The organism is Neptunicoccus cionae, assembly GCF_002860325.1.
Taxonomy (GTDB): domain Bacteria; phylum Pseudomonadota; class Alphaproteobacteria; order Rhodobacterales; family Rhodobacteraceae; genus Amylibacter; species Amylibacter lutimaris.
This window is the reverse complement of sequence record NZ_PKOJ01000012.1, coordinates 15,814-37,974: the sequence shown is the minus strand read 5'-3', so window position 1 is coordinate 37,974 and position 22,161 is coordinate 15,814. Positions and strand designations below refer to the sequence as shown.

Sequence of the window (22,161 nt, the reverse complement as noted above, 5' to 3'; positions counted from 1 at the left end):
GGCTGAGAAATGACAGAACACAACCCGATCAGCAGGAGCAGAGAGTAGCTTAATTTACGCCAGATCCTGTCCGACAAATGGGGAGCAGCTCAATATTTCCGCAACCCCGAAGCCACACAGGCCACGTTTACGCCCGACGGCTGGCTGCGTACCGGAGATTTGGGGCATGTGGATGAAGACGGGTACATTTTTGTAACCGGCCGCCTGAAGGAACTGATAATTAAAGGTGGAGAAAACATCGCGCCACGGGAAATAGATGAAGCGCTGTATTCCCATCCCGACGTGGTCGAAGCCGCCGCCTTTGCCAGACCCTGCAAGACCTACGGAGAGCGTGTCGAGGCTGCCGTAAAACTCTGTGACGGGTCAACTCTTTCATCCGAGCAACTGATCGAAGTGTGCGTCGGCATGCTGGGCAAATTCAAATCGCCGGACAGAATACACATATTGGACGACTTACCTAAAGGACCATCGGGCAAGATCCAGCGGATAAAGCTGCCGGAATTTACCCTCTAAATCAGGCCAGGTCTTACAACCCGGCCCAAAGGCGTTCTGGTAAGGTGGTTCCGGTCAGGCAAACCCGTCAACCAGACTTTGATCGACAGGAACAAGCGCTCCGTTCCCCTGCACCACATGGCCCGCCAGACGGCACGACAGGGAAATGCTTTCGACCAACGGTACTCTTTTTGCCAGCCCCGCCAGAATTCCCGCGTTAAAGCTGTCCCCTGCTGCGGTTGTATCCACGACCGAAGCCAGTTGCGGTACGATAACAGTCCCCTCATCACGGCCTGCGCGGTAACGGACCGCTTCGGCCCCGTTTTTGACGACAATCGTGTCGGCACCTGCCTGTGCGTAACGGTTCAGCGTCGCCTCCGGACTCCCGTCGCCGAACCACTGCGCCTCATCTTCGAACGACGGCAGGGCAATAGAGCTGACGGCAGCTCCCTGCATAATGGTTTCAGTCATTTCCTGCGGACTATCCCAGAGATGCGGGCGCAGGTTCGGATCAAACGCCACCAGCTTTCCGGCAGCACGAGCGGCTTTCGCAGCATCAACCAAGGTCTCTCGCCCCTTCGCGTCCAGAATTGCCAGTGTTATCCCTGAAAAATAGATAAGATCGGCCTGATCCATCGCCCCTGACAAGGCCCTTGCGTCCTGTGCCAGCTGCCGCGCCGCCGACTGGCCGCGCCAATAGGTGAAACTGCGCTCTCCTTTATCCAGCGTAATCAGGTACAGCCCGACCGAGCGTTTTGATACGATCTGCACATGGCTTGTATCGATCCCGTTGTCGCGGATCATCCCGAGCATCTGTGCCGATATGGCATCGTCGCCCACTGCCGTAAAATAGGACACGGACGCATCAGGGGTTAAGCGGGCCAGATACCACGCTGCATTAAAAGTATCCCCTGCAAACCCCATCCTGTATTGGGCAGGCGCCGCCAGCGGGGCCAGTTCGGCCATGCATTCGCCAATCGAGAGAACACGCATATTTTTCTTTCCGGTCATTGGAAGTCAAACAACGGCAGCGCCCGCAAACTGGCGGACGCTGCCGTTACATTCAGGAGAACAGCACGCCGCCGTTAATGTCGACGTTATTCCCTGTCATGTAGGAGGATTCCTCGCTCGCGAGGAACGTGACAAGGTTCGCAACATCTTCGGACAGACCTTGCCGGCGCATCGGCGCAGAAGCCTCCAGACCGCGACGGCCCGCATCCGGTGTATGGATGTTGTGGAAATCCGTGTCGATCATGCCCGGACAGATACCGTTCACCCGAATATCCGGTCCCAATTCCTTGGCGAGCCCGCGTGTAAACGTCATCACAGCGCCTTTGGATGCCGCATAGGCAGTCGCACCCGGCCCACCGCCATCGCGGCTTGCCTGACTGGCGATGTTGATGATCGCACCACTGGACATGTGTTCCAAGCTCGCTTTAACCATCAGGAAGGTGCTGGTCAGGTTCAGGTCCATAACCGCCTGCCAGTGTTCAAGGGACATTTCAGAAATCTTGAACCGCGCAATCAAGCCACCGGCGTTGTTCACCAGAATATCCAGTCCGCCAAAAGCCTCTACAGTTTTCGTCACCAGCGCAGTCACTTCGGCAGGCTTTGTCAGATCGCCCTGCACGGCGATTGCTTTTCCGCCCATTTTTTCGATTTCGGCAACCGTTTCGTCGGCACCCGCACTGCTGGCAAAATAGTTGATGGCGACATTTGCGCCCTCAGCTGCGAGCGCAACAGCGCATGCGCGCCCGATGTCCCGTCCACCGCCTGTAACAATTGCTGTTTTACCTTTGAATTTCATAACAGTAACGTCCTTCCGTATTCGTTATTCGTGTTGTGCGCCCGCGTTCCATCAATTGGCTTGATGGCTCGGCGCGGTGTTAGTGTTCGAGAAAATAGTCGTAGATTTCCGGCACGTTGCCTTCACCCAGTCCTGCTTTGATAGCGGCTTGAAGGTTGTTTGAAGTGCCTTGCGCGATTTCTGTTTGCGCGCCCAGATCCTCCGCCAGTTTCAGGAAATATCCCAAATCCTTGTTGGCATTATTGATCGAAAAACCCAGATCGCTCACCCCGTCGACCGCATACTTCCGGCAGAAAGCCATGAAGGGCGAATTGGACGGACCTGCGGACATGATGTCAAACAACTGCTGGCGATCCACGCCCGACCGTTCAGCTACGGCAAAGGCCTGACTCATGGTGCAAACAGTCGTCATGCCCATGAAGTTGTTGATGAGTTTGGTCACATGCCCCGAGCCGAGAGCACCGAGATGAAAAACATTTTCGCCCAATACGTCCAACTCAGGCTTGACCTTCTCAAAGGTCTCCATGTCTCCGGCCGCCATGATGTTCAGCAAACCGTCTTTTGCATGGGCAGGTGTCCGCCCGAGCGGTGCGTCGATCATACCTGCACCTTTGGCAAAAAGATCAGCACCGATTTTACGGGTCGAAGCCGGGATCGATGTGCCAAAATCAATGACGGTCGCACCTTCCTTGATGCCTGACAGAATACCGTTATCTCCGTAGATCAAACTTTCCACCACCTCGGACGTGGTTACGCAGAGCATCACAATATCACTGGCCTCGGCGAGTTTCTTGGGGGTGTCGACCTCGACAGCTCCGCGCGCCACGGTCTTGGCAACGGCCTCTTTGTTGCGGCCCATGACAACCAGATCATAGCCGTTTGTTTGCAAACATTCAGCCATATTGCCGCCCATAAGGCCAAGGCCGATGAAACCGATTACGGGTTTTGTCATGTCTTTCTCCTTGAAAGATTAGTGTTCTATCTATGTGTGGGAGAACGCCAGCACGCCGGCCTCTGCCACAAGAAGGTCCTGTGCGGGCGAACCCGAACTGACGCCGATCCCACCGACGACTTCCCCCTCGCTCAGCACTGGCAGGCCACCGGCAATGGTCACCATCCTCCCGCCGAGCGTTGAGGATATGCCGTGAGCGGGTTGTCCGGGTTGGTTCACTTCCCCCAGAACATGGGTCCCTTTTTTAATGCCGGTCGCGGTGAAGCCCTTATCAATCGCCAGATTGATACTGGTGGTCTTGCTGCCATCCATCCGCTCGAAAGCGATAAGGTTTCCGCTTTCATCCGTAACCGCGATACACATCGGAACCGCGATTTCTTCGGCTTTGGCCCGCGCACCGGCAATCACCTTATGCGCATCTTTTATATCCAGACGTTTGACTGTCAGCATTGTGTCATCCTCCGTCTGTTATGGGCCAATGATCAGGTTTGGCAGCGTCAGTGACACCGCAGGTATGAAGGTGATCAACATGAGCGCGGCAAAAATGGCGAGGTAAAACGGCCAGATGGTCTTGACCGCCTTCTCCATCGGTAGTTTTCCGACAGCGCAGCCCACAAACAGGCAGGTGCCAACCGGCGGGGTACACAGCCCCAGTCCCAGATTTACCAGAAGGATCATGCCGAACTGGAGCGGGTCGATGCCCAGCATGTTCATGACCGGCAGGAATATTGGCGTACAAATCAGGATCAGCGCCGCCATGTCCATGATCATGCCAAGCAGCAGCAGAACCGCATTGATCATAAGCAGGATCAGGATCGGGTTTTCTGTGATGCCGAGCAGAAACTCAACAGTTTTGGTCGGTACACGGTTGAACGTCAGCATATAGGCAAAGGCACCGGCGCAGGCGATCAGGATCATTACCATAGACGTGGTCCGCACAGAGGAAACAACCGCGGTCTTGAACGCTTCCCACGACAGGCTGCGATAAACGATGAGCGTGACGATGAAGGCATACATCGCGCCGAAAGCGCCGGATTCTGTCACTGTAAAGATACCGGACAACACACCGCCGACGATAATAACTGCGGTCAGAAGGCCGGGAATTGCGCCGACGAACGCGATTGCAAGCGCTGTCCAACCCGGAAACTGTTCGGCTTTGTAGCCACGACGTACCGCAACCACATAGGCAGCGACCGCAAGGCAGCAGCACATCAGAATGCCGGGCACAACACCTGCAAGAAACAGTTTGGAGATCGAAACCGCCCCGCCGGTCGCCAGTGCGAAGATGATCATATTGTGGCTTGGCGGAATGATAATGCCAGCAATAGAGGATGTAACCGTAACATTCACCGCGTAGTCAGCGTCATAGCCTTTGTCTTTCATCACAGGGATCAGGATCGACCCCAAAGCAGAAATATCGGCAATGGCAGAACCGGATATGCCACCGAACAGCATGGAAGAGAAAACATTCACAATCCCGAGCCCGCCGCGCACCGCGCCGACAGCGGCCTGTGCAAATCTTACGAGCCTGATGGCGATGCCGCCATGGAACATCAGTTCTCCGGCGAAAATGAAGAAGGGGATGGCCATAAGCGAGAACACATTGATCCCCGATACGATCCGCTGGAAGCCCACAAACAAAGGCAGTCCTTCAAACCAGAACGCCGATAAGGCAGCAATACCGAGCGCGTAGGCCACTGGCGTTCCAATCACAACGCACAGGGCGAACACCCCTAATAGAATCATAAGTCCCATAATTATCCCTGGTCTATGTTGTCTTGGCGTTCGTCCCGGCCGAAAAAGAGGCGGATCAAATGGCCGGTGGAAAAGAGAAACAGCAGTGCGCCGCTGATTGTCAGAGGCAAGGAACGCAAACCCTCTGACCATTGAATGAGCGGGATCAGCGTATTCCATTTGAACTTGGTCAACTCGATCCCGTACCAGAACATCATCCCCCCGAAGCCTGCCATCAGGATGTCAGAGACAACGACGAGAACTGTGCGCACCCATGTCGGCACGAGATTACGGAAGATGACGACAGACAGGTGGGTGTGGTTGTGCACACCGGCGGCGGCCCCCATGAAAGCAATGACCATCACCAGAAGCAGCGAGACCTGTTCCACCCATGTGGGGGTATCGTTCAGAACGTAGCGCCCGAAAACCAACCAAGCGAAAATCGCTGTCATAATGACAATGGCAACACCGGCAAGAAGAACACAAACGCGGGCAAGAAAATCGAATAATCTGTCCATTGTCCGGATCAGAGCCGGTGTTTTCTGGGGATCACGCATTGAAAGTCCTCCGTGGATTGTCGCCCGACATTCTTACAGAAAGCCGGGCGATCTTTGACGGCAGCGCCGCTTATTCGGTGGCCTGTGCCATTTCAACCAAGGACTTCATGTCCGGATTGGCAGCAAGGTAATCTGCATAGACAGAGTCCATTGCGGACTGGAACGGGGCTTTGTCTGCAACTTCATTCACCTTGATGCCAGCAGCCTCGACCGCTTTGCGGGCTTCGTCTGAACCGATTGCCCAAAGTTCCCGCTGGTAGAGTGCCGCTTCCTGAGCTGCTTCACGTACTGCAGCTTGCAGATCCTCCGACAGCGCATTGAACTTGCCGGTGTTCACACAGATACATTCAGGAATGATCAGGTGCTCGGACAGGGAATAATGGGTAGTCACTTCATAGTGACCTACGTTCCGGAAGGACGGGAAGTTGTTCTCTGCGCCGTCAACAACGCCGGTTTTCAAAGCCTGCTGAACTTCGGAGAACGCCATCGGGGACGGGTTGCCTCCCATCGCAGAGATCATCGAGGTATACAGATCATTGTTCATAACACGAATCTTGAGACCTTCGACATCAGCCGGAGAATTGATAGGCTTCTGGCTGTAGAAAGACCGCGCGCCTGCATCAAACCATGCCAGCGGCAGAACGCCTGCTTCGCCCATTGCGTCTGTCACCACTTTACCGGCGTCGCCTTCAAGCACACGGAACATATGTGGCACGCTTTTGAAGATGAACGGAAGTGATACAAGATTGGCTTCTTTCACCATCGGGCCGATCGGGCCAAGGTTGAAGTTGCCTACTTCAATCGCACCGATGCGGACCTGCTCCAGCGCGTCCGGCTGTGACCCGAGAACACCGCCGTGGAATACATCGACCGTAACCTTGCCATCTGTGCCAGCTTTGACCAGTTCGGCAAATTTATCCATCGCCGCTGTGTTCGGGTGGCCGTCGTTGTGGATGTTCCACGCACGCCAGCCTTCAGCAACGGCCGATGTGGAAATGAGAGCTACTGCTGTTGCAGCAGCAAATACTGTTTTCGTGAAAGTCATGGGTTCTCCTCCCCCGTTAATTTTTGCACAGCAGTTGGCCTTCAACACAATACAGGGAGGATACCAGCTGCAAAGCTTCTAACTTCCTCCCAGAGCCAGAATCGCTGATCACACCATAAGGACACTAGTATCCAAGTTCTGTCAATAGTGGGTGTCTAGGATACCAGTTTGACTTGACACTTTGCTGCACAAAGCATTTGATGCGGCGTGGTGTATTGCGAAGCTTGTCCCCGTTTGAACGGACAGTTTTAGCAAAAATTTCAAGGACTTAAGCGCAAGTCTGACAACAGAAACCAAAGGACGAAAGTTAGAATCCGTGGAAGATATTGTAAGACGAACAACGACCGATGCGGTCTATGAAACGCTACATGACGAGATTGTTTCGCTCCAAATCCTTCCCGGAACCAAGCTATCCGAGACAGAAGTCGCGCGCCGTTTCGGGGTATCCCGCCAACCTGTCCGCAACGCATTCACGCGTCTTGGCAATGAAGATCTGCTTATCATCCGCCCCCAGAAAGCGACCGAAGTGCGGGGCTTTTCGATGGAGCGTGTCGAGCTCGCCCGACTGGTCCGTATGGCGGTGGAACTGGAAATCGTACATCGTGCCATAGAGGTTTGGGACGACAAACGCGAAGCAAAACTAGCGGAAAATCTGGCCCTGCAGGAGCAGGCAATCACCGATGGGGATCTGAACACATTTCACGCGCTCGACTATGATTTCCACAAGCTGATCTATGTGCTCAGTGGCAATCCGATGGCCTTTGAGGTCATGCTGGAGTGCAAGCAAAAGGTTGACCGTCTTTGCATGCTCAGCCTGGAAGAAGGCAGCGCAGCAGAAGCGATTCTGAAAGACCATTGCGAGATCGCGGAAGCAATGTCTTCAGGCAGCCAGCAGCTGGCACAAGCTGCGGTACGAAAGCACTTGTCCCGCCTTGATGAGACAATTGCTCTCGTGCACAAATCACACCCGCATTATTTCGAGTAGGTCATCTGCCTGCTCAGGCTGTGCCCCGAACAGGGCGATCGTTGGAAATGTTGAACTTCATACCGTCCAGCAGTTCTTCCAGATCAGGCCGTGCAGCAGGACCGTTGGAAATATCAACCAACATCAATGTACCATCCGGACGGATTGCGAAAGCGCCCGGTTCGGCAAACAGGTCCGTTGTTTCGGCTTCTGACAGAGGTTCGGAAACATAAAGTCCGAGCGAACGCATTTGCGCTACCGTCAGTCCATAACAAAGCTCGAAGTCCCAGCCGAATTCTTCAAGATCGGCGGCAGCCTTCTCTTTTGTATCAGATGATACAACGACCACATCCATTACATCCGACCAAGCCGGATAAGCTGCATTCAGCTTGTTCAGAAACCGTTTACAGCGCGGGCAATGCTTGCCTCGATAAACAAAGAGCATGGTCCAACGATCCTTGGCCTGACCGACTGTAACACTTCCGGATTCGCCAAGGCTCGGAAAGCTCATCTCTTCGATTTTTGCGCCGACGTTTGGTTTAGCTGAAGACATGGGTCATTCCTTATGTGGACCAAATAATTTTTTCAGGGGCAGCCGTTTCGCTCCGGTATCCTTTGGGACGTAATCCCTACAAAACCACAGTCATATACGACCTACCGGATACGCTTGTCCCCCTAACGGGTTGCGCAGGTCAAGGGCAGCCCCTGTACGATCAACTCAATTTTACTTTGACCAACTCACCTAGTCCTGTTCACCACGACGTGCCAAGTCCCGACGCGCGGCCAGAGTTTCCGTGTTGTGAAGGTCGTCACTTTCAACTTTGACGGTTTCACCGCCGGGGCGGACTGCACGTTTGCGGCGCAAACCCTTTGCAGTGGTTTCGTGACTGCGCGGTAGGATCAACCGTTCCACTGTAGACCTGCGCAAACCCAGCGTGGTGGTCAGATCAAAACAAAGAGATGCGATCCGTTCTGCCTGATCAGGTCGAACGAGCAACTCCATCCGCACAACAGGGCGCGATTTCTTTCCCTGTCCTGTCAGCATAATCAGATCAATTACGCCTGCATCGGCGCGAAGCCTGTCTGCTGCGGCGGCGAGCTCTTCGCCGGTCATGTCGTCGATATCACATGCCAGTTGTACAGTCTGATCGCGCGTGATGCCGCCTGAAATCCTGTCGAACACTGTAACACGCAGTATATTGGGCAACCCATCCATCACCCGTGTTCCGGCCCCCGCCCCTGATGCACACAACCGGCCCGCCGGGCGTGTCCCGTGGCTGCCTTTGGTGATATGCGCAAGGATCGCGGCACCGGTGGGGCTGACCCGTTCCCCCGCAATACCGTCATCGTGCCAGTTATATCCTTCCAGTATCAGCGTGGTGGCCGGAGCCGGCACAGGCAGTTTGCCATGCGCCGTATCCACCAGCCCGCCCCCCAAAGGAAAAGGTGCAACGCTAAAGGTTGCATCCCCAAGCGCGGCGCAAATGCTGCCCGCGGCGGTGACGTCCATCAAAGCATCCCAGTCTGCAATTTCGTGGAAATGCACACGCTCTATCGGGATGTCATGGACCTGCGCTTCGGCCTCTGCAATCCGGTGGAGGATTGCGACCGCGGCTTCTGCCGTTCCCCCGCTAAGGGAAGCGGATTCCAGCAGGGCTTTCATCGCCCTGTAGGTGGTCTCTACCCCATGGCGCGCGTTGGCTCCGTCCGGCGCTAGCACCAGTTTGAACTGGCGTGACGTGATACCCGAGGCCACATATTCTCGCAGCTCTGCCCGCCCGACGCTTGCAGGCAAAACAGCTGCCACATCCGCCATGACTTGATCTGTCAGTTCCGGCATTGCGTGGAGCACAGAGGCAATAAACATATCCCCCGCCGCACCGCCAACCGGATCAAAATGCAGATGAAGCGGCATCAGTGCCCCTCTGGCCACGGGTTTGTCAGACGTCCGTTGTCAAAGCGCATTTCCTCCGGATCACCGATAACTTCAAGTCCGGGACGTTCCATCAGTTCCGGCAGCATCGCTTCGGACGCGTAGACATATTCAAGTTGTAACGTATTGGGCACGCGCAACAGGCGCACTTGCGTAATATCTTCTGCGCCGCAGGTTTTGATAACGGTTTGTATCGCTGTGCGGTCGCAAGGCATAACCATTGGGATTTTTGCCTGCACCAGCACCTGCGAAGTCAGGGCATTTGCATAAACCGCCTCGCGGTCGAAGGCGGTTTCAAGCCGCTCGGTTATCACGTCCGCCCGCGCCGCCCCGTTCCCGTTCCCATTGCTCCGCGGTGACAGGCCCAGCGCGGCAAGCCGTGAAATCTGCAAATGGGCTTTCATTTTCGGGCTGGAGAACCGGTGCGTGATGTTTGGATCCATACCCGTACCGGAAAATTCCTTGCCGATCTCGTCAACAACCAGCACATCCAGCGGGCCTGAAGCTGTCGGCGCATCCACAGGGCCGACCGGCAACCGTGGCATATTCGCCATCGCTTCACGCAAATAGGGTTGTTCGGCCTCAATCATGCCAACGCTGTCCAGAACCGCAATCCGCGCCAGTTCGTCATAGGCGTTCTCCACAGTGCCTATGCCGAACAGCACCTTGCACTGCTCCAGCTTCACCTGCGCCATGAGTGCCGAATAAATGCCAACGTTATCAATACCGCGCGAATGGCATTGTTCAGCGCCCGATTGTTTTCCAAGCCCGATAGACAGCATTTTGGCCAGACCGCTTTCATTCGGAGCGCGGAAAGATGTGTGGGGCTTGATCCTGTTAAACAGGATGATCCCGTCTGCCGCGTTTGCATAGCTGTCTATTTCTACCGACATTCCGTTATCCAACACCCCGACTCGGTCCGTCTTCATAGAAGACCGGATGGGGCAGCCGATGACATCTTCCGTCACACCCAACTTCGTTAACATGGCGGCCTGCCCTTCGGCTGTGGCGCCTCCGTGGCTGCCCATCGCGGGGACAACAAACGGTTCGCCGCCCCGAGCGCGAACCTCTGCCACGATCGCGGTTACAAGTTCGGGGAAACAGGCGATTCCCCGGCTGCCTGCTGTGATCGCGATAGACATGCCCGGTTTGATCTTGTTCGTGCAGGCTGCAGCGGCCATCGCCTCTTTGACAGCGGCTGTCGGGTCTTCAATCCGGCTTGCCGCAAAGGTCTGGCGGCATAATGCAATGCGCGGCAGGGGCGTATTCTCGACCAGTTTGACATAGTTAGGCTTCATGGTTTTCCTCTCGTGTCATTCGGTATTACCAACGGTCAGAGCGCCGCAAACGGACCGGGCATGGGATCGTTCACACAAATCGGAAACTGGGCCGAACGGCTTATCTGGGTTCATGTCTGCAAGGTTCGAAAAAAGACTTTAGTTTTTACTGTCACTATTGATATATTAGAATTATCAGAACAAAAGGCGCATCGCAATGAATGATTCCGCGACTTCGCAATCAACGATCGGGCACTTGTTGCCGCCGGGCCTGCGCACCAATGAGACGCGGATAACCGATTTTGAAGGCGGCCCTGCAGCGCGCGGGGTTTATGACGGGCTGCGCGATCGTATCGTGCGGCTGGAACTGCCCCCGGGCACGCCGCTGTCCCGTTCCGAACTTGCGGCGACTTATGGTGTCAGTCTGACACCGCTGCGGGATGCATTGCAGCAACTTGCCAAGGAAGGGCTGGTTCGGATCTATCCCCAGTCGCGCACACTGGTTACGCAAATTGATACAGATTCCATACGCGAAGCCCAGTTTATGCGGATGGCGCTGGAAACCGAAGTCGTCCGCCGTCTGGCCCATACCATTGATCCGGATCACCTGTCGCGGCTGCGCAGCATCGTTGCGCTTCAGGCCGGTATCGGTGGCCACGCAGGCGATTTTGCGATCTTTCAGGAACTGGACGAAATATTCCACCTGACGCTTTTTGCTGCTGCAGGCCACGTCCAAAGCCAGCGGCTTGTGCGGAGTCAAGCGGGCCATCTGGAGCGTTTGCGCCGGCTGCATCTGGATAAAACCGAAGAGTCGGAGCAGTTGAACACGCAGGCTGTTATTGCAGGGCATACTGAAATCCTTGATGGCATAGAAGCCCGTGACAAGACCCGCGCCATTGACGCACTCCGCCGTCATCTCAAGCGTACAGTTGACCGGATCGCTGAGAAAAGGGCCGCCTTCCCCGACTATTTCGAGCCGGAGAAAGCCTGATTATCCGACCGGTTCAGCAGCCGTTCTGCTTGCGCCATTCAGCGAACTTATCAAGATTTTCCTGTTTGGTCGCAGGATAAAGACCGATGATGGCTGCACCCGCCTTGACCTCTTCCAGAACGAACGCCTCATAAGCGGTCATCTCGACAGCTTCATCCGCCACCTCTTCTGCTATTTCCGCAGGAATGATGATGACATTGTCATCATCCCCTACAACAATGTCTCCCGGAAAGACCGGCGCGTCGCCACAGCCAATCGGGACGTTCAGTTCTATCGCTTCATGCAGAGTCAGGTTTGTCGGGCTCGACGGGCGTGTGTGATAGCTCGGGATATCCAGTTCCGCGATGACGCAAGCATCCCGCAGCCCGCCATCTGTGACGACCCCTGCACCGCCCCGTTTCATCAAGCGCGTGACCAGAATGTCACCGGCACTGGCAGCACGGGCGTCTTTACGACTGTCCATAACCAACACATGGCCTTCGGGACAGGTTTCAATGGCGACCCGTTGGGGATGATCGGGATTGCGGAAGACTTCGATCTGGTTGCGATCTTCGCGCGCAGGCATATAGCGCAGGGTAAAGGCGGGTCCGACCATGTTCTTGCCCTTGGCCTTTACGGGGCCGACCCCCTGTACGACCTGATTGCGCAGACCACGTTTGTAAAGCGCCGTTGCTAGTGTTGCCACGGAGACGTTCATCAGTTTTTCGCGAGTTTCCGGATTCATGCCGCGGTTTCCTTTGTCAGTTGGTTTGTCTTGATAAATTCTTCCAGCGCCGATTGCTGCGGCGCAGTGAGCGGCCATGCAGAGGGCGGACGGGTTGCCCCGCAGTCAAGCCCGATGGCTGCCAGTGCAGCCTTGACGCCGGTTACATTTGTGCCGTTCTGCTCTTCTGCGCGGATGTCTTCAAAGACGCGCATTTCGTCAATCAGGCGATTTGCGGCCGGATAGTTGCCTGCCTCTAACGCCGCATGAATAGCAACCGAACGTTCCGGCCAGACGTTGATCAATCCCGATGTGAAACCACGCGCTCCGACGGCATACAGCGGCGGGGCCCAGACCTCGGCCAATCCGCCGACCCAAACGATGTGATCCGGGCAAGCCTTTATGGCGCGTGCAAGGTTCAGCGGATTGGGGGTGGCCCATTTCACTCCTTTCACGCCGTCGATTTCACACAGGCGGGCGATCCCTTCCGGCCCCATCGCATCATTGCGCAGATAGAGCATCACCGGCAGCCCGCCGGAGGCGTCCCGCACTGCCTTGACATAATCCACAGTCCCCCGTGGTGAGACAAAGGGATCGGGCGGCTGGTGGATCATCAGGGCATCTGCACCTGCTTTCGCGCTGGCGCGGGCCAGCACACAGGCATCGCGGATACCCCGCCCGACACCGGCCAGCAGCGGCGCACGCCCGTCGACCATTTCAGCGACCTCCCGTACCATCGTGCAGGCTTCATCCGTGGTCAGCGCATAAAATTCGCCCGTGTTGCCGTTGACGACAGGAATGTGGACTCCGGCCCCGAGCGCACGGTCAAGGATCGGGGCAAGACGTTGCGGCGCGATTTCACCGCTTTCATCATAGGGCGTTACCAGTATACCTGAAATTCCGGTCAGGGCTTTTTGCAAGTCATGGGTCATGAGGGGCCTTAGTATATATCAGGCTCGCCCGCAGTACGGCCGAACTGGGTTGCCAGATAGTCGAAATCGCAGCCTTGGTCGGCCTGCCCGACGTGACGTTGGAACATGTATCCCCAGCCCCGTTCAAAGCGTGGTTCGGGCGCGCTCCATGCTGCACGACGGGCGGCGATTTCGTCCTCGTCCACCAGCATGTCGAGCCTGCGTGCCTCAAGATCCATACGAACAATATCACCGGTTTTCAGCAGGGCGAGCGGACCGCCGACAAAGGCTTCAGGGGCAACGTGCAGAACACAGGCGCCGTAAGATGTGCCCGACATCCGCGCATCGGAAATCCGCAACATATCGCGGTGCCCCTGCTTCAACAGCGCCTTTGGCATTGGCAACATTCCCCATTCGGGAAAACCCGGCCCGCCCTGCGGACCCGCATTGCGCAGTACCAGCACATGGTCGGGCGTAACATCGAGCGACTCGTCATCAATGGCCGCTTTCATTTCCGGATAGCTGTCAAACACAAGCGCAGGGCCTTCGTGGCGGTGGTACTTCGGGTCACAGGCCGCCGGCTTGATTACCGCACCATTAGGGCAAAGATTGCCGCGCAGAACCGCCAGAGACCCTTCATGGTAAACAGGGTTTGACAGGGGGCGGATCACATCGTCGTTGTAAACCGGCGCGCCTTTGATCCCTTCTTCCAGCGGCTTTCCGGTACAGGTGATTGCGCTGCGGTCGAGCTTGTCCCCCAGTTGATCCATCAAGGCCCGCAATCCGCCTGCGAAGTAGAAGTCTTCCATCAGGTAATCACTGCCCGCAGGGCGAACATTGGCGATCAGGGGCGTGGTGCGCCCCAAGGCATCCAGATCATCCAGTTCCAAGGCAACACCCGCCCGACGCGCCATTGCCAAAAGATGTACAACCGCATTCGTTGAACAACCTGTCGCCATTGCAACAATTGCAGCATTCCGCACGGAAGCGGGCGTGATAATCCGGTCCGGTGTCAGGTCCTCCCAGACCATATCCACTATGCGACGGCCGCAGGATGCGCTCATCCGTTTGTGTCCGGCATCTGCCGCAGGGATCGAAGACGCACCGGGCAGGCACAGACCCATTGCCTCGGCAATTGCGGTCATGGTGGACGCCGTGCCCATCGTCATGCAATGGCCATAAGACCGCGCAATACCGCCTTCGACGCCGACCCATTCTTCGGCAGTGATCGTACCGGCGCGCCGCTCGTCCCAGAACTTCCACGCATCCGAACCGGACCCGAGCGCGCGGCCCGCATAGTTGCCGCGCAACATCGGACCTGCTGGCAGGAAGATAAACGGAACACCCGCACTGATTGCGCCCATTGTCAGGCCGGGTGTGGACTTGTCACAGCCCCCCATCAGCACAACCCCGTCCAGCGGGTGGGAACGAATGGTTTCCTCGGTCTCCATCGCGATCATGTTGCGGTAGAGCATCGAGGTCGGCTTTGTAAAACTCTCGTCAATGGAGATCGTCGGGATTTCCAGACCCAACCCGCCCGCCTGAGCGATACCTTTTTTCACATCTTCTGCGCGGTCGCGGAAATGCAGGTGGCAGGGGTTCATCTCCGACCATGTGTTTAGAATGCCGATAACAGGGCGGCCTTCCCAGTCTTCCGGCCCCAGCCCCATTTGCATCATGCGGGAACGATGCCCGAAACTGCGCAGGTCGTCCGGACCAAACCAGCGGGTGCTACGCAATTGGTCTGCTGCTTTCTTTTTCTGGCTCATACATTCCCTCCCCGGACGTTGGTAACAGGCACAGATTCACTCCTCGCCCTCAACTGATATATTACAGTATCAGATGAATTGTCGAGACTGTTTCAGCGGGAATTGAAAAATCACCCCACCCCAGTACTGCGACAGGGTTACAAGACACTCTTAAAAGACTGTGGAAAAGTGGCCTCAGGCAGACCGGACAGGCCGCAGGAAAGACGGCGCCGTTATTCCAACCGGCGTTAGCTGAAATAGTCGCGATAGCGTTCGCGCTGGCCTTCAAGACCCAAAACTGTCCGACTGAGGTGGTCCCGCACCGCCTGTGCTGCCGCGTCGGGGTCTTTGGCTACGATGGCGTCAAGAATTGCGTGATGCCCTTTCAGGATGTAGTCGATTTTTGCAGCATCCGGCGGATCAAGGCGGCGCATCCGGTTCAGGTGGCCGGAACGGGAACGGATCATTTCATAGATGCTTCCCTGACCGACCCCTTCGTAAAGTGCCTGATGAAAGCTTTCGTCCAACTCCTGAAACATGCGGATCTGGCCGGTTTCGGATTTGATTGCCTCTTGCATACGCAATACGGAACCGGCCCGCGCGATTGCTTCATTTGCATCGCCCAGCGCCAGCCTGCGCGTCACCTCGACCTCGACGGCTACCCGCAGAAAATGGGCTTCATGGATTTGTGGGATATCAATTTTTGTCACCAGAGTTCTGGATTGCGGGTAAATCCAGACCAATCCTTCCTGCTCCAGCCTTTTAAGCGAATCGCGGATGGGAGTCTGGCTGACCCCGTAACGTTCAGCCAGTTCGTTGCGCAGCAGTGCTGTCCCCGGAGGCAGATCGAGAGAGATTATCCGGCTGCGCAAATCTTCAAGAACCCGTTCCGCAGCGGAGCCTGCCCTCGCAGTTCCGGTGGCTCCGATCCGTTGAAAATTCAGCTTTGCCATCCCGATACACCCCCTGCACGCCTGTTTTCTCTACAGCCGGCTGCTCCCTCCGGCAAGGCAGCACAGGGCAGTTGACCTCCGCCGCCAACTGAAATATTAGTGCAGAAGATGTAAAATTGCAAACCTACTTCAGCCCGTTTGAGCCAATAGAAATATCAAGGAGCTTGCCCATGAACGCCCCGTCCTCACATTTCGAACCCCATGGAAAACACCTCATCGCAGGTAAATGGGTGGCTGGCGAAACCACATTCGCCAATGAACCAGCCACAGGTCCAAGCCATCAGTTCTCAGTCGGCACACCGGATCTGGTTGATACCGCCTGCGCTGCGGCAGAAGATGCGTTCTGGTCTTTCGGCTATGCCACTCGCACGGAACGCGCGGCCTTTCTGAACGCAATTGCCGATGAAATAGAGGCGCGCGCGGATGCAATTACTGAAATCGGCAGCCGTGAATCCGGCCTTCCGACGGCCCGACTGGAAGGGGAGCGGGGACGGACAACAGGCCAGCTTCGCCTGTTTGCAGAACATATCCTGTCGGGGGCCTATCTGGACCGGCGCACCGATGTGGCCCTGCCGGACCGCCAGCCGATGCCCCGCCCTGAAATACGCCTGATGCAACGCCCGATCGGCCCCGTTGCCGTATTCGGCGCATCAAACTTTCCACTCGCATTCTCTACCGCAGGCGGAGACACGGCCGCAGCACTGGCAGCAGGATGCCCAGTTGTTGTCAAAGGCCATTCCGCCCATCCCGGCACAGGCGAAATTGTGGCAGAGGCGATCCTAGCAGCAATGAAAACATGTGGCGTGCACCCGGGTGTGTTTTCGCTGATTCAGGGCGGCAAACGGGATGTCGGGCAGGCGCTGGTCCAGCATCCCCTGATCAAGGCGGTCGGCTTTACCGGATCGCTCGGCGGGGGGCGTGCCCTGTTTGATCTCTGCGCCCAGCGCCCGGAACCGATTCCGTTTTTCGGCGAACTCGGTTCGGTCAATCCGATGTTTATCCTGCCCGAAGCCGCACACACCCGCGCCGCCCAAATCGGTGAAGGCTGGGCCGGATCTCTCACTATGGGAGCAGGGCAGTTCTGCACAAACCCCGGTATCGCGGTTGTGCAGAAAGGGGCAGAAGGCGATGCTTTTGTCGACGCGGCCAAGGCTGCGCTAGAGTCTGCCGATGCGCAGGTCATGCTAACAGACGGGATCGCACAAGCCTATAAGGACGGTAAAGCCCGTTTTGTCGGCCGCAATGCAGTCCGCCCCCTGCTGACAACCGAGAGTGAGGGACGCAATGCACGCCCCAACCTTTTCGAGACCGACGCTGACACCTATTTGCAGGATCATGCCTTGGGGGAAGAGGTCTTCGGCCCGCTGGGCCTGGTCGTGCGGGTGGACTCCACTGACGAAATGCAAACCCTTGCGAAAGGGTTCGAAGGCCAGTTGACCGCGACGATCCATATGGACGATGGCGATGCCGATGTCGCCCGCGCCCTCCTCCCCATACTGGAGCGGAAGGCCGGGCGCCTGCTGGTCAACGGCTTCCCCACCGGCGTTGAGGTCTGCGATGCGATGGTCCACGGCGGCCCCTACCCTGCCTCAACCAACTTTGGCGCAACATCGGTCGGCACCATGGCAATCCGCCGGTTTCTGCGGCCGGTGTCCTATCAAAACGTCCCGACAACGATCCTTCCGGATGACCTCGCCGGAGCGGATCAATGACACGAATGATCGGCCCTGTCGCAGTTCTCGACCCGATGACAGAGGAGATGCAGGAAAAGGTGCGCAGCATTGCTGGCAACCTCGACCTGCGGTTCGCGCCATCGGCTTCGGCTGCCGATCTTGCGGCAACGGTACAGGGCGCGCCCTATATCGTTGCACGGGCGCTGGGGTTGTCTGCCGAAACGCTGGCACATGCGGATGCGGTGCGGTTCATTCATCAATGGGGTACCGGTACCGATGGTATCGATCTGACTGCTGCACAAGCGCGCAAGGTTCCTGTTGCGCGCAGCCCCGGTGTAAATGCACCCACTGTAGCGGATCTTACGTTGGGGCTGATGCTGTGCACAATCCGCAAGCTGCCCCAGATGCATATTGCAACCCGTGCCGGAGACTGGCTTCCGGGGCGTCTTTTGTCAGACCTCAGGGATCTGGGCGCCTTGCGCATCGGGCTGATCGGCTTTGGTGCGATCGGCCAAGAGGTCGCGCAGCGCCTGACAGGCTTTGGCTGCGACACGCTTTACTACCGGCGTTCCGGCGCTGTGGACACAAGCCTTGCACGACACGCTTCACTGGATGAAATTCTGACGACCTGCGATTTGATCAGCCTGCACTTGCCGCTGTCACAAGACACCCGCCACATGATCGGCGCAGGTGAACTGGCGCGGATGAAACAGGGCAGCTATCTGGTTAACACATCCCGCGGCGGGATCATTGACGAAGCCGCCATGATCGCGGCGCTTGAAAACGGCCAGCTTGCAGGGGCCGGTCTGGATGTGTTCAGCACCGAGCCGGTAGAACAGTCAAACCCGCTTCTGCGCTTGGAGAACGTCGTAACATTGCCCCATATCGGCGGGCGCACAGATGACAATCTGGCCCGGATGGTCGGGCATTGGGCCGATAACATCCGCGCCTTTGATCAGGGCCTTGCGATCGACGACGACTGCATCGTCGCCTGATCCAAGGGAGGGGCGCTACTTTTCGAAGAAAGGGGCGTCCGTCAGGATCTTGTTGTTCTGACTGACCAGATAACCTGCCTCGGCACTTTTCGCCAGATAGGCTTGCCATTCCGGATCTTCGGCCAGCTGCTTGCGCCGTTCGGACCTGTCGGCCGCATCCTGATAGGCCCAGATGTGCACGAAGGAATTCACGTCTCCGGTTTCAACCTGCGCATAGAGAATGCATTGCCCCAGTATCCGTTGCTGCGCGGACCAGCCGTGTTTCTGGTACAAAGCCAGATGTTTCTTGATAGTGCCGGGGCGGCAAACGTATGTACGGTGGTCGTAGATCATGGAATGTCCTGACGAAGATTGAGTGAGTGTTTATTCGATACGGGCGTGATCGGTAATGCGGTGTCGCGCCTGTAAAAGATGATAGGACATGCAAAGCGCAGCGGCTTCACCATCGCCCGCGACAATCGCCTCGTACAACTGGCGATGTTCCCGTGCGACGGCATCAATGCGCGATTGCGCGCCTTCGCGTGTCAGCTTCTGTGCCACATCAATTGCCTGTTCAATCGTAGGGCGTGCACAATCCAGCATATCCACAAAAACCGCATTACCGCTGGCCTGCGCAATCGCGCGGTGAAACGCATAGTCGGCGTCTACCAGTGGCGTGCGGGCCTGCATGGATGCTTCCAGTTCTCCCAAAGCCTTCTCAAGACGGGCGAGGTCTTTGGGGCCGGCCCGCTGTGCCGCCAGTCGCGCGGTTGCAGCCTCTATGGTCATGCGGGCTTCCATCGCGCGCATCAGCCCTGCAACAGAATCCGCTGCGGTATACTGGATCAGTTTTTCGGGTGGCTTGCGGCGCACGAAGGTGCCGACACCACGGCGCGATTCCACCAGACCGTCCTCCTGCAACTTGCGCAGCGCCTCTCTCACCACAGGACGGGACACTTCAAAGGCAGATGCGATCTTGTGCTCCGATGGCAGTTTTTCATCCTGCTTGAGAATATCGGAAACGATCTGTTCCAGTATCTGGCCATAAAGCTGGTCAGCCAGCGTCTGTCGTTTACGGATTTTCAGATTGGCATTTTCCATACACTCCCCCATTTTACGTCCCGCCCGATTTACTTTCGGCGGCGCATCATGTTGGCAAACCGCTGAGCCGCTGCCGCCGCGCCATAGCCGTTGTCGATATTGACCACTGTCACACCCGGTGCGCAACTGGCAAGTACAGCATCAAGCGCAACACGTCCCCCTGTCGCGACCCCGTAGCCGACCGAAGTAGGCACTGCGATCACGAATCCCGGGACCAAACCGGCCACCACGGATGGCAAAGCGGCATCCATTCCCGCAAAAACGATGACAACATCCATTTCGGACAGTTTCTTCTCATGTGCCAGCAAACGCCAGAGCCCCGCCACGCCGACATCCGCAATCTCTTCCGCTGCCAGCCCGGCATAGGCGAGCACCCGTGCCGCTTCTGCAAGGGGTGCGGAATCAGAGGTTCCCGCGCTCACCAGTGCGATTTTAACTTTGGTTTCCGGTTCGGGTAGCGGCCCCACAATTGCAGTGCGCGACAAGACGCAATAATCAAGGCTGTCCCGCAGGTCGGGCGGCAGTGCATCGAATTGCGCCCCTGTCAGCCGTGTCAGCAAAAGCCGGCGGTTTTCACGAACGGCATCGCGCAGGATCGCCGCGATCTGCTCTACCGTTTTGAATTCACACAGTGCTGCCTCTTCAATGCCGATACGGCGGGCGCGGGTACGATCAAAGGTTACACTCGGGTGTCCGTCAGGTTTATCCATGCACAAAGGCGCTCCCTCGTTTATAAGACCGCAAAGTTACCTCCCCCTCATCCGGCAGCGCGGCAAGATCTATCAAACGTCCACGGGACTTTTGATCCATTGCATCCAGAACGACGGGATCCAGTTCTATAGCCCAACCAGCCTTCATCCGGCGGCAGCGCAGGGTTACATTTCCAAGTTCGGCCCGCAAACGGGCTTCAGCCTTGTCAATCATCTGCAGGTCGCGGGGTTCCACCCGCAGCCCCGTTTCAATGCGGCTGGCCAGACAGGGCGCGGCAGGTAAATCCGCCAGATCCCCGAGGCCCAGCGCACGTGCGAGTTTCCGCACGTCCGCTTTTGACATCCTCGCCTCGACAAACGGGTGGATCACCCTGTTTTCATCTGCCGCCACAAGACCGGGCCTGTAATCGGACAGGTCATCTGTATTTGTTCCTGCTGCCACTTGATCGCCCATACGGGCCAGCGTGCCATAAAGGTTGGATTTGCAGAAATAGCAGCGGTTCACCGGATTTGCGCGGTATTGCGGATCGGCAAATTCCCCCGCATCCACCACCCGCAGAACCAGACCGTGCTGCCTTGCAAAAGCGCGAACCCGCCCGGTCGCAGCTTCGGGCACCGCAGGGGATACGGCATGACAAAGGGTTACACCTTCCACCCCGCGCACCCGTGCCGCAGCGGCGGAAAGTGTCAGGCTGTCGATACCGCCACTAAGCGCAACCGTCAGGGACTCTGGTCCAAGCAGCGCAGTTTCCAGTCTTGGTGGCAGGGTCACGACTCCGCGCCTTTCAGATTTCCCAACAACCGCGCGCCGGACAGTTTCAGATGATTGCGCATACACTCTCGTGCTGCATCTGCATCCCCCGCCAGAATGGCATTTGCCACGTCGAGATGTTCCTGCACGGCCTCGCGGCTTTCGCCACCACGCTCTACCGCTTTCAGCCGACCTGCAAGAATGGTTTCGCGCAGGCTGGCCCCCAGATAGTTGAACAGCCCTAGATAATAGTCATTGCCAGTCGCGTCGTTTATCGCGCGATGGAACCGGATGTCAGCCGCAACCCCTGATTCCACCCCTTCAGCGCCGCTGCCCGTAGAGTCAGCAAAGGCCTGCGCCGCTGCGTTGATTTCCTTATGCGCGTCTGCGTCTGCCCGTTCTGCGGCAAGTGCAGCTGCTTCGATCTCCAGCCCCATACGCAGTTCAAGGATCTGCGTCAGCTTGCGCAGGCTTTCCACGTCCTGCTTGGCAATGGAAAACCCCATTTGAGGCCGGTCGCTGACCACAAATGCCCCGCGCCCCTGCTGGCTGGACAGCAGACCTTCCGCTTTCAGCCGCGAAACCGCCTCGCGAATCACAGTGCGACTGACTTGTAAACTTTGCGCCAGGCTGCTTTCGGACGGCAACATCGCCCCGACAGGCCATGATCCGTCGGTAACGTTGACCCGCAATGCCTCGGTTACTTGTTCACCCAACGTCGTTCCCCGCGCAAGGGGAACAGAACCGTCGATCAGATCGCTCATTCGTCACTCCGTATAACAATTAGGCCATAAATACACCTGTATGACAAGTTGTCAATGTTGACCAAACGGCCAAATATAAGGTCCAATATACGTATTCAACATTACAACAACACCGTTTTCG

23 protein-coding genes and 1 pseudogene are annotated in these 22,161 nt (G+C 57.0%); 5 read left to right on the top strand and 19 right to left on the bottom strand.

All coding sequences use genetic code 11. The features are described 5' to 3' along the window. Positions 1 to 90: 90 nt before the first annotated feature. Positions 91 to 513: pseudogene (locus tag C0U40_RS19780) on the top strand (class I adenylate-forming enzyme family protein); the annotation flags it as partial. Positions 514 to 567: 54 nt separating this feature from the next. Here C0U40_RS19780 and C0U40_RS19775 read toward each other — a convergent pair. The 7 genes from C0U40_RS19775 to C0U40_RS19745 form a co-directional block, all read right to left on the bottom strand. Further along, the gene (locus C0U40_RS19775) at positions 568 to 1,485 is read right to left on the bottom strand and encodes a sugar kinase (protein WP_101657523.1); all 918 of its coding nucleotides are present in this window, start codon (positions 1,483 to 1,485) and stop codon (positions 568 to 570) included. A 70-nt stretch (positions 1,486 to 1,555) separates the two neighbouring features. Next, positions 1,556 to 2,299, bottom strand: a complete 744-nt coding sequence (locus C0U40_RS19770) for an SDR family NAD(P)-dependent oxidoreductase (protein WP_101657522.1) — start codon at positions 2,297 to 2,299, stop codon at positions 1,556 to 1,558. A 79-nt stretch (positions 2,300 to 2,378) separates the two neighbouring features. After that, positions 2,379 to 3,251, bottom strand: a complete 873-nt coding sequence (locus C0U40_RS19765) for an NAD(P)-dependent oxidoreductase (protein WP_101657521.1) — start codon at positions 3,249 to 3,251, stop codon at positions 2,379 to 2,381. A gap of 30 nt (positions 3,252 to 3,281) precedes the next feature. Further along, positions 3,282 to 3,701 (bottom strand): GlcG/HbpS family heme-binding protein, encoded by a 420-nt coding sequence (locus C0U40_RS19760; protein WP_101657520.1) that lies wholly within the window; start codon positions 3,699 to 3,701, stop codon positions 3,282 to 3,284. Between the two features lie 18 nt (positions 3,702 to 3,719). Further along, a complete protein-coding gene (locus C0U40_RS19755) occupies positions 3,720 to 5,006 on the bottom strand; it encodes a TRAP transporter large permease (RefSeq protein ID WP_101657519.1) in 1,287 nt (428 codons plus the stop codon). 2 nt (positions 5,007 to 5,008) lie between these two features. Then, positions 5,009 to 5,542, bottom strand: a complete 534-nt coding sequence (locus C0U40_RS19750; protein ID WP_101657518.1) for a TRAP transporter small permease — start codon at positions 5,540 to 5,542, stop codon at positions 5,009 to 5,011. A 70-nt stretch (positions 5,543 to 5,612) separates the two neighbouring features. Next, positions 5,613 to 6,587: a TRAP transporter substrate-binding protein gene (locus C0U40_RS19745; RefSeq protein ID WP_101657517.1), complete on the bottom strand. Its 975-nt coding sequence runs from the start codon at positions 6,585 to 6,587 to the stop codon at positions 5,613 to 5,615. 316 nt (positions 6,588 to 6,903) lie between these two features. On the opposite strand from C0U40_RS19745, the gene C0U40_RS19740 reads away from it, so the two are divergent. Continuing rightward, positions 6,904 to 7,572, top strand: a complete 669-nt coding sequence (locus tag C0U40_RS19740) for a GntR family transcriptional regulator (protein ID WP_101657516.1) — start codon at positions 6,904 to 6,906, stop codon at positions 7,570 to 7,572. Between the two features lie 13 nt (positions 7,573 to 7,585). On the opposite strand, the gene C0U40_RS19735 is transcribed toward C0U40_RS19740, so the two are convergent. The 3 genes from C0U40_RS19735 to C0U40_RS19725 all read right to left on the bottom strand — a co-directional run bounded on the left by C0U40_RS19735 (position 7,586) and on the right by C0U40_RS19725 (position 10,782). Further along, a complete protein-coding gene (locus C0U40_RS19735) occupies positions 7,586 to 8,104 on the bottom strand; it encodes a redoxin domain-containing protein (protein ID WP_101657515.1) in 519 nt (172 codons plus the stop codon). Positions 8,105 to 8,293: 189 nt separating this feature from the next. After that, positions 8,294 to 9,466: a LarC family nickel insertion protein gene (locus C0U40_RS19730; protein WP_101657514.1), complete on the bottom strand. Its 1,173-nt coding sequence runs from the start codon at positions 9,464 to 9,466 to the stop codon at positions 8,294 to 8,296. Continuing rightward, positions 9,466 to 10,782, bottom strand: coding sequence for a lactate racemase domain-containing protein (locus tag C0U40_RS19725; protein WP_101657513.1), 1,317 nt, complete (start codon positions 10,780 to 10,782; stop codon positions 9,466 to 9,468). Before C0U40_RS19725 ends, C0U40_RS19730 begins: the two co-directional genes overlap by 1 nt. A gap of 196 nt (positions 10,783 to 10,978) precedes the next feature. On the opposite strand from C0U40_RS19725, the gene C0U40_RS19720 reads away from it, so the two are divergent. Further along, positions 10,979 to 11,752, top strand: coding sequence for a GntR family transcriptional regulator (locus tag C0U40_RS19720; protein WP_101657512.1), 774 nt, complete (start codon positions 10,979 to 10,981; stop codon positions 11,750 to 11,752). A gap of 13 nt (positions 11,753 to 11,765) precedes the next feature. On the opposite strand, the gene C0U40_RS19715 is transcribed toward C0U40_RS19720, so the two are convergent. The 4 genes from C0U40_RS19715 to C0U40_RS19700 form a co-directional block, all read right to left on the bottom strand. Continuing rightward, on the bottom strand, positions 11,766 to 12,476 hold the full coding sequence (locus tag C0U40_RS19715) for a ribonuclease activity regulator RraA (protein WP_101657511.1): 711 nt from the start codon (positions 12,474 to 12,476) through the stop codon (positions 11,766 to 11,768). Then, positions 12,473 to 13,387 carry a dihydrodipicolinate synthase family protein gene (locus C0U40_RS19710; protein WP_101657510.1) on the bottom strand — a complete coding sequence of 305 codons (915 nt, stop codon included), beginning with the start codon at positions 13,385 to 13,387 and terminating at the stop codon, positions 12,473 to 12,475. Before C0U40_RS19710 ends, C0U40_RS19715 begins: the two co-directional genes overlap by 4 nt. Before the next feature lie 8 nt (positions 13,388 to 13,395). After that, positions 13,396 to 15,135, bottom strand: coding sequence for an L-arabinonate dehydratase (gene araD, locus C0U40_RS19705; protein WP_101657509.1), 1,740 nt, complete (start codon positions 15,133 to 15,135; stop codon positions 13,396 to 13,398). A 227-nt stretch (positions 15,136 to 15,362) separates the two neighbouring features. Next, entirely contained in the window at positions 15,363 to 16,067 is a 705-nt protein-coding gene (locus C0U40_RS19700; RefSeq protein WP_101657508.1) for a GntR family transcriptional regulator, read from the bottom strand. 170 nt (positions 16,068 to 16,237) lie between these two features. On the opposite strand from C0U40_RS19700, the gene C0U40_RS19695 reads away from it, so the two are divergent. Further along, a complete protein-coding gene (locus C0U40_RS19695) occupies positions 16,238 to 17,779 on the top strand; it encodes an aldehyde dehydrogenase (NADP(+)) (RefSeq protein ID WP_101657507.1) in 1,542 nt (513 codons plus the stop codon). Beyond that, entirely contained in the window at positions 17,776 to 18,735 is a 960-nt protein-coding gene (locus C0U40_RS19690) for a 2-hydroxyacid dehydrogenase (RefSeq protein ID WP_101657506.1), read from the top strand. Before C0U40_RS19695 ends, C0U40_RS19690 begins: the two co-directional genes overlap by 4 nt. A gap of 15 nt (positions 18,736 to 18,750) precedes the next feature. Here the strand turns inward: C0U40_RS19690 and C0U40_RS19685 are convergent, their stop codons facing one another. The 5 genes from C0U40_RS19685 to C0U40_RS19665 are packed head-to-tail and all read right to left on the bottom strand — an operon-like array spanning position 18,751 to position 22,040. Beyond that, positions 18,751 to 19,068: an NIPSNAP family protein gene (locus tag C0U40_RS19685; RefSeq protein ID WP_101657505.1), complete on the bottom strand. Its 318-nt coding sequence runs from the start codon at positions 19,066 to 19,068 to the stop codon at positions 18,751 to 18,753. Positions 19,069 to 19,098: 30 nt separating this feature from the next. Next, positions 19,099 to 19,815, bottom strand: a complete 717-nt coding sequence (locus C0U40_RS19680) for a FadR/GntR family transcriptional regulator (protein WP_101657504.1) — start codon at positions 19,813 to 19,815, stop codon at positions 19,099 to 19,101. A 29-nt stretch (positions 19,816 to 19,844) separates the two neighbouring features. Further along, entirely contained in the window at positions 19,845 to 20,525 is a 681-nt protein-coding gene (gene larB, locus C0U40_RS19675) for a nickel pincer cofactor biosynthesis protein LarB (RefSeq protein WP_101657503.1), read from the bottom strand. After that, on the bottom strand, positions 20,518 to 21,297 hold the full coding sequence (locus C0U40_RS19670) for an adenine nucleotide alpha hydrolase (protein ID WP_101657502.1): 780 nt from the start codon (positions 21,295 to 21,297) through the stop codon (positions 20,518 to 20,520). The genes larB and C0U40_RS19670 overlap by 8 nt, the downstream gene beginning before the upstream one ends. Next, on the bottom strand, positions 21,294 to 22,040 hold the full coding sequence (locus C0U40_RS19665; RefSeq protein WP_101657501.1) for a FadR/GntR family transcriptional regulator: 747 nt from the start codon (positions 22,038 to 22,040) through the stop codon (positions 21,294 to 21,296). Before C0U40_RS19665 ends, C0U40_RS19670 begins: the two co-directional genes overlap by 4 nt. Positions 22,041 to 22,161: the final 121 nt, after the last annotated feature.

What these genes read in the sequence shown, in the direction of transcription:
- C0U40_RS19695 (WP_101657507.1), top strand. Translation starts at nt 16,238, where the DNA reads ATGAACGCCCCGTCCTCACATTTCGAACCCCATGGAAAACACCTCATC.
- C0U40_RS19665 (WP_101657501.1), bottom strand. Translation starts at nt 22,040, where the DNA reads ATGAGCGATCTGATCGACGGTTCTGTTCCCCTTGCGCGGGGAACGACG.
- C0U40_RS19775 (WP_101657523.1), bottom strand. Translation starts at nt 1,485, where the DNA reads ATGCGTGTTCTCTCGATTGGCGAATGCATGGCCGAACTGGCCCCGCTG.
- C0U40_RS19700 (WP_101657508.1), bottom strand. Translation starts at nt 16,067, where the DNA reads ATGGCAAAGCTGAATTTTCAACGGATCGGAGCCACCGGAACTGCGAGG.
- araD (WP_101657509.1), bottom strand. Translation starts at nt 15,135, where the DNA reads ATGAGCCAGAAAAAGAAAGCAGCAGACCAATTGCGTAGCACCCGCTGG.
- C0U40_RS19770 (WP_101657522.1), bottom strand. Translation starts at nt 2,299, where the DNA reads ATGAAATTCAAAGGTAAAACAGCAATTGTTACAGGCGGTGGACGGGAC.
- C0U40_RS19750 (WP_101657518.1), bottom strand. Translation starts at nt 5,542, where the DNA reads ATGCGTGATCCCCAGAAAACACCGGCTCTGATCCGGACAATGGACAGA.
- C0U40_RS19680 (WP_101657504.1), bottom strand. Translation starts at nt 19,815, where the DNA reads ATGGAAAATGCCAATCTGAAAATCCGTAAACGACAGACGCTGGCTGAC.
- C0U40_RS19765 (WP_101657521.1), bottom strand. Translation starts at nt 3,251, where the DNA reads ATGACAAAACCCGTAATCGGTTTCATCGGCCTTGGCCTTATGGGCGGC.
- C0U40_RS19760 (WP_101657520.1), bottom strand. Translation starts at nt 3,701, where the DNA reads ATGCTGACAGTCAAACGTCTGGATATAAAAGATGCGCATAAGGTGATT.
- larB (WP_101657503.1), bottom strand. Translation starts at nt 20,525, where the DNA reads ATGGATAAACCTGACGGACACCCGAGTGTAACCTTTGATCGTACCCGC.
- C0U40_RS19685 (WP_101657505.1), bottom strand. Translation starts at nt 19,068, where the DNA reads ATGATCTACGACCACCGTACATACGTTTGCCGCCCCGGCACTATCAAG.
- C0U40_RS19755 (WP_101657519.1), bottom strand. Translation starts at nt 5,006, where the DNA reads ATGGGACTTATGATTCTATTAGGGGTGTTCGCCCTGTGCGTTGTGATT.
- C0U40_RS19725 (WP_101657513.1), bottom strand. Translation starts at nt 10,782, where the DNA reads ATGAAGCCTAACTATGTCAAACTGGTCGAGAATACGCCCCTGCCGCGC.
- C0U40_RS19715 (WP_101657511.1), bottom strand. Translation starts at nt 12,476, where the DNA reads ATGAATCCGGAAACTCGCGAAAAACTGATGAACGTCTCCGTGGCAACA.
- C0U40_RS19730 (WP_101657514.1), bottom strand. Translation starts at nt 9,466, where the DNA reads ATGCCGCTTCATCTGCATTTTGATCCGGTTGGCGGTGCGGCGGGGGAT.
- C0U40_RS19735 (WP_101657515.1), bottom strand. Translation starts at nt 8,104, where the DNA reads ATGTCTTCAGCTAAACCAAACGTCGGCGCAAAAATCGAAGAGATGAGC.
- C0U40_RS19710 (WP_101657510.1), bottom strand. Translation starts at nt 13,387, where the DNA reads ATGACCCATGACTTGCAAAAAGCCCTGACCGGAATTTCAGGTATACTG.
- C0U40_RS19690 (WP_101657506.1), top strand. Translation starts at nt 17,776, where the DNA reads ATGACACGAATGATCGGCCCTGTCGCAGTTCTCGACCCGATGACAGAG.
- C0U40_RS19745 (WP_101657517.1), bottom strand. Translation starts at nt 6,587, where the DNA reads ATGACTTTCACGAAAACAGTATTTGCTGCTGCAACAGCAGTAGCTCTC.
- C0U40_RS19720 (WP_101657512.1), top strand. Translation starts at nt 10,979, where the DNA reads ATGAATGATTCCGCGACTTCGCAATCAACGATCGGGCACTTGTTGCCG.